General features: G+C 45.0%; 10 protein-coding genes, 12 tRNA genes and 1 rRNA gene. 2 read left to right on the forward strand and 21 right to left on the reverse strand.

Annotated elements, in window-relative coordinates; translation table 11 throughout:
* Nucleotides 1-4 precede the first annotated feature (4 nt).
* The 8 genes from ACFWMP_RS27935 to ACFWMP_RS27970 form a co-directional block, all read right to left on the reverse strand.
* Nucleotides 5-757, reverse strand: a complete 753-nt coding sequence (locus ACFWMP_RS27935) for a LysM peptidoglycan-binding domain-containing protein (RefSeq protein ID WP_379425494.1) — start codon at nucleotides 755-757, stop codon at nucleotides 5-7.
* A gap of 1 nt (nucleotide 758) precedes the next feature.
* A complete protein-coding gene (locus ACFWMP_RS27940; protein ID WP_379425496.1) occupies nucleotides 759-2681 on the reverse strand; it encodes a hypothetical protein in 1923 nt (640 codons plus the stop codon).
* A gap of 190 nt (nucleotides 2682-2871) precedes the next feature.
* Nucleotides 2872-3294, reverse strand: coding sequence for a phage tail assembly chaperone (locus tag ACFWMP_RS27945; protein ID WP_042131197.1), 423 nt, complete (start codon nucleotides 3292-3294; stop codon nucleotides 2872-2874).
* A gap of 113 nt (nucleotides 3295-3407) precedes the next feature.
* A complete protein-coding gene (locus ACFWMP_RS27950; protein WP_042192125.1) occupies nucleotides 3408-3878 on the reverse strand; it encodes a phage tail tube protein in 471 nt (156 codons plus the stop codon).
* Nucleotide 3879: 1 nt separating this feature from the next.
* Nucleotides 3880-5202, reverse strand: a complete 1323-nt coding sequence (locus ACFWMP_RS27955) for a phage tail sheath family protein (RefSeq protein WP_379425499.1) — start codon at nucleotides 5200-5202, stop codon at nucleotides 3880-3882.
* Nucleotides 5202-5381, reverse strand: a complete 180-nt coding sequence (locus tag ACFWMP_RS27960; protein WP_076300987.1) for a hypothetical protein — start codon at nucleotides 5379-5381, stop codon at nucleotides 5202-5204. Before ACFWMP_RS27960 ends, ACFWMP_RS27955 begins: the two co-directional genes overlap by 1 nt.
* The gene (locus ACFWMP_RS27965; RefSeq protein ID WP_379425501.1) at nucleotides 5378-5791 is read right to left on the reverse strand and encodes a phage tail terminator family protein; all 414 of its coding nucleotides are present in this window, start codon (nucleotides 5789-5791) and stop codon (nucleotides 5378-5380) included. The genes ACFWMP_RS27960 and ACFWMP_RS27965 overlap by 4 nt, the downstream gene beginning before the upstream one ends.
* Nucleotides 5792-6217: 426 nt before the next feature.
* Nucleotides 6218-6712, reverse strand: a complete 495-nt coding sequence (locus ACFWMP_RS27970) for an ArpU family phage packaging/lysis transcriptional regulator (RefSeq protein WP_042194591.1) — start codon at nucleotides 6710-6712, stop codon at nucleotides 6218-6220.
* Nucleotides 6713-6999: 287 nt separating this feature from the next.
* On the opposite strand from ACFWMP_RS27970, the gene ACFWMP_RS27975 reads away from it, so the two are divergent.
* Nucleotides 7000-7428 carry a helix-turn-helix domain-containing protein gene (locus ACFWMP_RS27975; RefSeq protein WP_341051529.1) on the forward strand — a complete coding sequence of 143 codons (429 nt, stop codon included), beginning with the start codon at nucleotides 7000-7002 and terminating at the stop codon, nucleotides 7426-7428.
* A gap of 31 nt (nucleotides 7429-7459) precedes the next feature.
* Entirely contained in the window at nucleotides 7460-7873 is a 414-nt protein-coding gene (locus ACFWMP_RS27980; RefSeq protein ID WP_042194594.1) for an ImmA/IrrE family metallo-endopeptidase, read from the forward strand.
* Between the two features lie 101 nt (nucleotides 7874-7974).
* On the opposite strand, the gene ACFWMP_RS27985 is transcribed toward ACFWMP_RS27980, so the two are convergent.
* The 13 genes from ACFWMP_RS27985 to rrf all read right to left on the reverse strand — a co-directional run.
* Nucleotides 7975-8048: transfer RNA gene (locus tag ACFWMP_RS27985), tRNA-Pro, on the reverse strand.
* A gap of 14 nt (nucleotides 8049-8062) precedes the next feature.
* Nucleotides 8063-8136: transfer RNA gene (locus ACFWMP_RS27990), tRNA-Gly, on the reverse strand.
* Between the two features lie 11 nt (nucleotides 8137-8147).
* Nucleotides 8148-8221: transfer RNA gene (locus ACFWMP_RS27995), tRNA-Pro, on the reverse strand.
* A 30-nt stretch (nucleotides 8222-8251) separates the two neighbouring features.
* Nucleotides 8252-8328 (reverse strand) — tRNA-Arg (locus ACFWMP_RS28000).
* A gap of 8 nt (nucleotides 8329-8336) precedes the next feature.
* A tRNA-Gly gene (locus tag ACFWMP_RS28005) sits at nucleotides 8337-8411 on the reverse strand.
* Nucleotides 8412-8417: 6 nt separating this feature from the next.
* A tRNA-Leu gene (locus ACFWMP_RS28010) sits at nucleotides 8418-8501 on the reverse strand.
* A gap of 15 nt (nucleotides 8502-8516) precedes the next feature.
* Nucleotides 8517-8589, reverse strand: a tRNA-Lys gene (locus ACFWMP_RS28015).
* A 5-nt stretch (nucleotides 8590-8594) separates the two neighbouring features.
* A tRNA-Gln gene (locus tag ACFWMP_RS28020) sits at nucleotides 8595-8669 on the reverse strand.
* Nucleotides 8670-8712: 43 nt separating this feature from the next.
* Nucleotides 8713-8788: transfer RNA gene (locus tag ACFWMP_RS28025), tRNA-Val, on the reverse strand.
* A gap of 40 nt (nucleotides 8789-8828) precedes the next feature.
* A tRNA-Glu gene (locus ACFWMP_RS28030) sits at nucleotides 8829-8903 on the reverse strand.
* An 11-nt stretch (nucleotides 8904-8914) separates the two neighbouring features.
* Nucleotides 8915-8990: transfer RNA gene (locus tag ACFWMP_RS28035), tRNA-Thr, on the reverse strand.
* A 1-nt stretch (nucleotide 8991) separates the two neighbouring features.
* A tRNA-Asn gene (locus tag ACFWMP_RS28040) sits at nucleotides 8992-9067 on the reverse strand.
* A gap of 6 nt (nucleotides 9068-9073) precedes the next feature.
* Nucleotides 9074-9168: ribosomal RNA gene (gene rrf / locus ACFWMP_RS28045) — 5S ribosomal RNA — on the reverse strand; the annotation flags it as partial.

Genomic DNA, 9168 nt, shown 5'->3' on the forward strand with positions numbered 1-9168 from the left:
CCTCCTACGGCAGCTTAATGACCTTACCGATTGGAAGCTTTCTCAGCTCACTATCTTTAATGCCATTAAGTTTCTGGATTTCTCCACACCTTTTGCCATCCCCAAGCTTTTCTTTAGCAACTTTCCATAGGTTGTCTCCAGATTTCAGGGTATACGTAGTAGGTTTGGGCTTTTCATTAGCCCGCTTCTGTTCTACCTTCACTTCATCGTTGACAACCTTTACAGCTACAGCCTGATAGAATACATACTTTTTGAGAGACAACGAATATTCAATATCCCCTGAAGTACCTGCACTGAGTTTCCAAGTGAAGCCTTCGATACTCATAGCCATATTCACACCAAAATCAATCTCTATGGATTTATCCTCACTAGTCGATGATTGCTTTAACCATTTCTTCGCATCGTTTAGCTTCCCCTCAGCTTTTTTCGTGTCATCCGCATAGCTCACCCCGGAGAATACAAAACGAATAGGCCTGCGACTCGTCATCCACTTCTTAATAAGCTCCACATATTCAAAGGGTCTCTTCAGCCCGTCCTCTTGTACCAATACGAACGGATATCTTTGTGCCGGAAATATACTTTCAATTGTGATCTCCGTCAGCTTCGGATAAGCAATCGTATTGATCTCACCCAGATCGATAATAGTATAGCTTTTTCCATCCCCGCTCTCCTTGATCTCCAAGGTCTCCGGGTTGACTGGCAGCCGGAATGCTTCCGCCTGATTATTAAAACCAAGAAAAATCCCGTACTCTTCCACGTTACGTATACACCCCCTGTGCTGTAGAGACAAACTCCTCGTTCAGCTTTTGCCCGATCTTGTTGATAATCGAATCAATGTCTCCGGCATTATTAATATTCCCGGTCGTCACCTGCACCGTCGGCGTAAGCTCCACAAAATTCTGGATCGCCTGAATCTCCGCTAGCTCACGAAGCATTTTCAGATCGTCACTGGAGATATCTACAGTGCCGTTGATGGAGTCGAGTTCTTTCACGCGGTTAACGGTGTTGAGGTTGTTGCTTTGGTTAGCTAATAGTCCTGTTGAATTCAGAGATTGTATACTGCTAATCGGGTTCAACTTCTCCTTTACTTTATCCGTTGCATCGCGCCCTTTATCCATAAATCTGTTCATCGCATTCTTTCCTGTTTGACTGGCACTATTAAAACTATCTTTTAGATTAACGTACTCAATCTTCGGCGTCTTTTGTTCTGGAATATCGTTTAGAGTTGGAGCAAGTGTCTTAAGTCCTTGACGGTATTTATCGATCATATCACTTGCCGCATGAGGGATTTCTGGTTCCAGCATATCGACTTTTATCTCACTTATCCCCATCTTATCGAAGAAAGGAATATGACTTAAAGCTTCAATCATGGAATTAAATTTGCCGAGTACCCAATTGATTGCTTTTGCCATCACCTTCATGAAACCTCCAGCAAAGCTTTCTGCTCCCACCGTCATATTGTAAAGAACATCAAGGGCCCCCATAGCCAGGTCATAAAATAGTTGCTTCATAAAATTAACGGCTTCATGAAAACTATTAACAATATAATCCCATGCGTAGATCGCTGAATTTTGTATAAAAATCCAAATGTTATCCAATACTGCGCCTAACCACCCAAAAGCCCCTGCTATAGCACCAACAACATCCCCCGCAGAAACACCTAACATCTGAAAAATTAAAATAAGAGCTCCAATAACAGCAATTACTACTAAAATAGGCCAGTTCGCTACCATCCATGCTGCTGCAAGCGAATACACCTGCACAATCATAGCTGCTAGATAGACAAATGCTATCGCTTCTAGGAACGGTTTAATCCAAGACCAGTTTTCCTGCACTACTCCCACCAGCCATAATAAGCCATCGACTACCATACCAATCACATTAGCTATGAAGAGAAAACCATTAGCCATAGCATCTATAATCGGCAACAATTGGCCTGATGTCAGAGCTTTGTTTAAGGTATCCATTACTGGTCTCAGAGCACCCATCGCTTTCTCACCAATTTTTGCAAGTACAGCGTCGATATTCGTATTCAACTTATTCCATTTAGCGATATCTTCCGGTTTTGCCGCAGCCTTTACAGCTTTCTCCCCCAAAGACTTAACCGCGTTAAATGGTTTTACCACATCTGCTGTCTTAAGAAATTTCATAATTTTTGAGTCAGGGGATGGTGGAGATGGTGGAGTCGGCGGGTCCTTTCTCAGATTAATTTTAGGAGTAGGGACTGGGTCAGCCTTCACTTCGGGCTTTTTCTCCTCTTCTTTCTTTTTCTCTTTTGCTTTTAATCCCTTCCACCAATTTACCTTCTTCGCTTTTTCTTCTTCCTTCTTGCCCATTTGCTCACCCGGAGAGATACTCAGCGTTCGTAGAGCTAGCTGTTGTGATTGCCCTGCTTGTTGGCTTTGCTCAATAACTATATCCCTGGGAACTACAATTTTAGGAGGGAGACGTTTAAAGCCCTCAAGTAGAGTATCGTTGATGTCCTGCAAAGACTGGTTTACTTGATTCAGAGAACGGCTCATCTCATCATTTGACCGCTTAACAACCACTTGCATTCCCTTGACCAAACGATTAACGATATCCAGATGACTGTTTATACGAACACATTGTTTATTGACACTCTTCCAGATTGCCAGGGATTTCATCGGTAGCATTACGGCTTTAGATGCTTCTATCTTCATTCATTCACCCCCTATCTCTTCCTCGCCTTACTCCGTGCCTGATCCCGCTTCTCCTTCTCCACCCGAACAGAAATCATCGCATAGATTGCGGCACGTTCGCGCGAAGACAGCTTCATCAGCTCATGCGGTAAAATGTGCAGCTCGTGGAGGGCGTAGTAAGCCAAGTTGGCTTCGCTGTCGCCCTCGTTGATTAGTTTTTTACTTCATCCACCAGCTCGTTCATATCTGTGCCGAAGCCATTCAAGGCTTGCACTCGTTCACCCAATGCCGCGAATTCACCCGGAAGCAGCATTTTTCGCAGCAGTGTTTCAGCACCAAGGACACCATAAGAACGCTGTAGCTCGGCATTTTTCAGATCCGGATGTACCACACTTGAAGTCATAAGCTTAGCCATATAATCATTCGGTTCAATCTCGGAGGTATACACTCCGTTCTTACCTTTGACCTTACGAGTAGCTGCTTTACGGCATTCCTGATTCTCATCCTCGTTCATACTGCGTAGCTTCCAGGCAACCGCGTTTCCTTCCTTATCCTTAAACCGCTGCGATACCACAAACTCCTCGGTCGTGTCACATGCTACATTTTGCGCAAAAAACAAACTTAATTCACTCATTGTCTTCCTCCTAAAATGATTTAGTTTCTTCTAGTACTACTAACTAGACAGAGAAGAGACCCGCCGCTCACCTGCACGCCCGGGCCTTACTTGCTCCTATCTAGTTGTCTTTATTAGTTTCCAGAGCCTGCTGGAGCGCCAAAAGCTTGCACAATCTGCACGTCTTCAAAGGTAAAGCTCACTTCTTCTTCCAGCGCATCTGATTCTGTATCAAGAGAAGCCATGATGACACTATCAAGGTTCACGCCTTTTAAAATAATACGTTGTGCTCCCACACTGGACGATGGGTCTTCGTTCGTAACCTCAATATCGAAATACTGATCGACACCTGTGTTCATATAATCAAGCATCATCTGGCGGAAACGGCTAGTCATATAAAAAATCGTCATCGAACCGCTGCCCGACCAGCCAGTCGCTTTATGCTGAACACCACGTCGGCCGAGTGTCTTCACTTCCGCCTTTGTTTTTTCTACCGTTGCTTCAAGCGTCTTCACATAGAACATCTCTTCAGCTTGCGTGCCAATCACGGCATACGCACGGCCCTCCTGGCCGGAAATCGTATCACTAGCCTTTAAAAATGCCATCTTAAACCACCTTCACTTTCATATATACTTTTTCTACGGAATCTACCGGTTTCACAGCCACATCCAGCACGATACTATCACTATCCGCACCAGCCACAACGACAACATCTGTCTGCGCGTTAAAGCCCTCAATCGCACCCATATCCTGCAAATCATTCATATAAGTCGCACATTGTGACCAGAACAGAGCCCGTCCATCTTCATTATTCGCTACCTTACCAATGTAGTAGTTCTCAAAAATACGCTTCAGATCATTCACAATCCCATCCAGCACGCGTAGCACACGATTTTTAGAGAATGCCTTACCTTTATCCGGAGAGAATGCCGTAAACGTGTTAATATCTTGCTCCACCACAGCTCGCCCTCCACTGTAAGTAAAGAGCAGTTCGCCTTGCAGCAAAGCTGCTGTCGTCTCAGAATGGCTAAGCCGTACATCAGCGTCAACCGAGTCGTCATAGCCCAGATAAGTCAGTGATTGATTCACCGCTGCAGCAGCCGTAGCACCGGCCACCCAAGCAACAGCATTGTTGTTATCAATCATAGTTCCGTCACTCAGTACTACCCCATTCTTCACGCTGATCACACCCTCATGACCCGCAGTAGCATAATCCGATAGTACAGCCTGCACTTTCTTACCTTCCGTATCCCGCAGTCTTCTCACCCAAGAGCTATACAGCGCCTTAAGCGTACTATCCTGCGATACTAGTCCAACCGTTTGGAACTCAAGCACCTCAAGAGCAGACAAGAAATCGCTGTGCGCACCATTTGTCACCGTACCATTAGCTCCGCCAATAAGCGGCATCCCTGCGGTTAGCTTCAAGCCTTCTGCGCCATTTTTCTGGAATTGTACATAATCGTTAGCGACCAACTCTTCAGCCGTTCCAACCGTTTGCTTATTCAGATCAGTACCATTCAGCAGTGTCTTTACATCAAAAAGAGCATTATTCTCAATATTCTTCTCAATAACAACAGAAAGATCATTTCCGCGTAGACCGCCATATTTAGCCGTAACCTGTAGACCATTGTTCGTGACCGCCGCTTTAACCCCTTCATTCAATCGATAGAGCAGTAGCGTTCCCGCACGTTTCAGCGCTTCGCGTACTGGCAGCAATGTTAGATGTTCCAAATCATAACCTAGCAGCTTATTTACATCGTCCTGCGGGGTAATCTTCATGATCACTCCGGGTTCTCCCCAAGATAAGGCAAGTGCCAAAGCAGTAATTCCGCGTTCTCCCATTTTGCCGATGGCACCTTGATTCGATGCTACATTTACGTACACCCCGGGGCGTACCTTATTTTGAGTTGTCCATGTTCCGCCTGCCATTAGTTCAAAACCTCCTTATTAATAAACAATCCCATAGATTGCTTCGCTTCTTCGATCGTATAACTTTTGTCATCCTGCAAAATAACGTTCAGCACATCCTTTTCTTTAACCGTAAAAAGCGATGAATTCACAATCTGCTCTTTACCAAAACGATCTCCATTACTCACCTTTGTGCTCATTTCAGTCTTTCTCCTCCTATCATTTGTCCCATCTTAATAGGGTCAGGCTTCTCACTTTGCAAATACACCATATAGTCTGTTGTAAAAAGCGGCCCATGCCCCTCTACCCCAGCTTCCCAGGCTTGCCTAGCTACACGAAAGGAGCCACCCTCTTGCTCCATCCCTGCCATTGCCTCACTCAGCTTATCTGCCATTCTCTCAGCTTCCAGAAGACTGCCTTGTTCATAACGGATACCGAAGCGATAGACCGCCAAATACCTGCCTTCCCGCTGCCGATCCAGTGTCGCTGAGATCAGTCCGGGATAAAAATAAGCCGTCTGAGGTTTATCCCCCTCCACATACACAGGCACATCTGGAAAATACCGCTCCAGCGCACTCGTAATGTGTTCTCGTAATTGTTGTACTGACATCACTCCATTCCTTTCTGATCTGCGGCGGATCGCCGATCTTTGATGGTGTTAACCTTCAATTGCATTAACATTTAAGAAGACACCCCCTCTACTAAAATTAAGAACAAAAAGGATACTATCCAATGTTGGATAATACCCTTCTACACTAGGCCAATGCCAAAAGAATCTTTCACCGCTAGATTTGTTCTCATCACCACTAGGGTTGAACTATTAGCAGAGCATTCATGCTCTTGCGGTGTTCTTTTTGCTTCATTTGCCATGTTATAAATATACACCCCTATTTGCCTTGCAGAGACGGTATACCGACGAGGTTTAAGCTAGCTTTGGGACGGTATAGAGCGGTTTTTCGGAGGAACATAAAATCATAAAAAAAAGACCGCATCATCCGCTCGGACGACACAGTCTTTAGTAACCGTCTATATCTCTTTAAGTAATACTAATCTTCTCTTTCTTCACTCTAGGTGCTGTTATTAAAGTGTTAAGGGACAGTAGACCGAGATCCGTTAAAGCCAAAGCCATCTTATAAAAAGCCTTCGAGCGTATCTTCACGTAAGTGTCCTTACTCACCGGTGGATCAAACACATGATTGTAAATCGTATAATCGTACGTTTCGTCTCTTTTCATATAACGCTCCCTTACTAATTGCTGTTCCCTCGTATCGAGTCTTTCTACCACAGAGTCTATCGCCGAGCAAAAAGCCCTCCTAGCAGCCGGTATATCCACATTATAAGAAGCTATCGCAGCAGTCTGATCAGTAACAGTATTCGTAGGACCATGAAATCTTTCTGTATACGAATAAGTAGTACTGGCTTCCTTAGCCTCAAATGTAACGGTCTTAAAAATACGGTATTTCTCTAACATGCTCTCTATAGCGACCTGGGTTCGGCGACGGTCCAACTCTGGTAAAGCAGATAAGTTCATCATTTTATGCACTCCTTTAGGTTTTAACAGAATGAGATTAAATTGCGGAAGTTTCCTAAGCAATGTGCTAAAATATAAAAGTGTTCGTATTCTGTTCGTATTTTTCTATAATATACCACTTCTCTACCAATCTCGTAAAACCCCGTTTGAGTCTGTTTTGGGCGAAAAAGAATAGCTTTCCCTCCATTATCTTGCCTTTTGGCAATAATATACGCTTTGTTGTTTACCAATTGGCAAAAATGGCTTATATTAATTACATAAGCTTCAGTCTATAAGGAGTGGTTGAGATGAAACAGGATTTTGGGGATTATATGAAGCAACTTCGCGAAACTAAGGGACTCACTATTAATCAATTGGCAGCAGCAGCAGGCATTAGCGGATCACAGATTTCACGGATTGAAAATGGTCTAAGAGGAGTTCCTAAGCCGACTACATTACGCAAAATAGCAGAGGCTACAGGAGTCCCGTACGAGGAGCTAATGGATCAAGCGGGGTATTTGCAGGAACAGGCTCTTCCAAGCGAAGAGATTGTCCCAGAGTGGGCTACAAGCAAGGACAAACGTGACTTCCGTAAAATGCTGGAGGATGATGGAGAGCTGATGTTTGATGGAATCCCATTAGACAAGGATGACAAGCAGAGGATAAAAGATGTACTGACCGGCTTATTCTGGGAAGCCAAACAGATGAACAAAAGAAATAAATCCAACAACACTTAATAACAACACTAACATGCTGCAGGTGAAGAATATGGATGAACTGATCAATAATCTGATTAAAAAATATAAAACCAACTGTCCGTTCGAGCTGGCCTCAGCGCTAGGTATTCACATTCGTTTCATGAACCTTGGGACAGGCACAAAGGGATTATATTACCGAAAACTAAGAAGAAGATTTATCGTCATTCATAATGAGTTGCCAGTTGAGTGGCAGCGCTTCGTTTGTGCGCATGAATTAGGACATGATCGTCTTCATAAGGGGATTAACCGCTTTTTTCTAGAGGAAAGCTCCTACTTCTCTCCTGGGAAGCTTGAACGTCAAGCTAATGTCTTTGCTGTAAAGCTACTATCCACAGGCAGTAATCCTGAGCAAGAAGAATCCTGTAAAAGCTATTATCTACGGATTGGCATTCCGCCAGAAGTACAGTTTCTTTTGGAAGAATGATAGAACATATGTTATATGAATTTATGCGTGTTTTAATTCTATACATAACAAAAAAAGCTCTTACCGAAGTAAGAGCTTTCTAAGAGCAATTAAGCTGAGTATCGGGATGACACGATTTGAACATGCGACCCCCTGGTCCCAAACCAGGTGCTCTACCAAGCTGAGCTACATCCCGTTACTATAAAATTATGGAGCGGGTGATGGGAATCGAACCCACGCTATCAGCTTGGAAGGCTGAAGTTCTACCATTGAACTACACCCGCAAAGGTGAAAATCGGGATGACACGATTTGAACATGCGACCCCCTGGTCCCAAACCAGGTGCTCTACCAAGCTGAGCTACATCCCGTTAAAATATTATAATTGCTTAATAAAAAAATGGCGCGCCCTGAGAGATTCGAACTCCCGGCCTTTTGATTCGTAGTCAAACGCTCTATCCAGCTGAGCTAAGGGCGCAAAAATTATGGAGCGGACGACGGGAATCGAACCCGCGACCCTCGCCTTGGCAAGGCGATGCTCTACCGCTGAGCCACGTCCGCAATAAGTGGTGCGCGTGAAGGGACTTGAACCCCCACGTCGTGAAACGCCAGATCCTAAGTCTGGTGCGTCTGCCATTCCGCCACACGCGCATGTAATAATAAAAGTGAGCCATGAAGGACTCGAACCTTCGACACCCTGATTAAAAGTCAGGTGCTCTACCAACTGAGCTAATGGCTCGCACTTGGCTGGGGATATAGGATTCGAACCTATGAGTGACGGAGTCAAAGTCCGTTGCCTTACCACTTGGCTAATCCCCATTGATGGTACCTCTATGTTGCCCATAATCTCTCAGGAAGATTATGGTGGAGGCTGAGGGGATCGAACCCCCGACCCTCTGCTTGTAAGGCAGATGCTCTCCCAGCTGAGCTAAGCCTCCATATCTATGGGACCCTCTAAGGGTAAGTACAAGTAAAAGTTGGTGACCCGTATGGGATTCGAACCCATGTTACCTCCGTGAAAGGGAGGTGTCTTAACCCCTTGACCAACGGGCCTTGCAAATCTGTGGAGCTCTCAACCGGATTCGAACCGGTGACCTCTTCCTTACCATGGAAGCACTCTACCTGCTGAGCTATGAGAGCATGGCTCCCCGAACAGGACTCGAACCTGTGACAACTCGATTAACAGTCGAGTGCTCTACCAACTGAGCTATCAGGGAATATCCGCTTGGCAACGTCCTACTCTCCCAGGACCCTTCGGTCCAAGTACCATCGGCGCTGGAGGGCTTAACGGTCGTGTTCGGGATGGGTACGCGTGGAA

Source organism: Paenibacillus sp. NPDC058367 (genome assembly GCF_042723305.1).
GTDB lineage: Bacteria > Bacillota > Bacilli > Paenibacillales > Paenibacillaceae > Paenibacillus_AQ.

Coding starts and splice junctions, on each gene's coding strand:
- ACFWMP_RS27945 (WP_042131197.1), bottom strand. CDS start 3,294: ATGAGTGAATTAAGTTTGTTTTTTGCGCAAAATGTAGCATGTGACACG.
- ACFWMP_RS27965 (WP_379425501.1), bottom strand. CDS start 5,791: ATGTCAGTACAACAATTACGAGAACACATTACGAGTGCGCTGGAGCGG.
- ACFWMP_RS27940 (WP_379425496.1), bottom strand. CDS start 2,681: ATGAAGATAGAAGCATCTAAAGCCGTAATGCTACCGATGAAATCCCTG.
- ACFWMP_RS27980 (WP_042194594.1), top strand. CDS start 7,460: ATGGATGAACTGATCAATAATCTGATTAAAAAATATAAAACCAACTGT.
- ACFWMP_RS27960 (WP_076300987.1), bottom strand. CDS start 5,381: ATGAGCACAAAGGTGAGTAATGGAGATCGTTTTGGTAAAGAGCAGATT.
- ACFWMP_RS27955 (WP_379425499.1), bottom strand. CDS start 5,202: ATGGCAGGCGGAACATGGACAACTCAAAATAAGGTACGCCCCGGGGTG.
- ACFWMP_RS27970 (WP_042194591.1), bottom strand. CDS start 6,712: ATGAACTTATCTGCTTTACCAGAGTTGGACCGTCGCCGAACCCAGGTC.
- ACFWMP_RS27975 (WP_341051529.1), top strand. CDS start 7,000: ATGAAACAGGATTTTGGGGATTATATGAAGCAACTTCGCGAAACTAAG.
- ACFWMP_RS27950 (WP_042192125.1), bottom strand. CDS start 3,878: ATGGCATTTTTAAAGGCTAGTGATACGATTTCCGGCCAGGAGGGCCGT.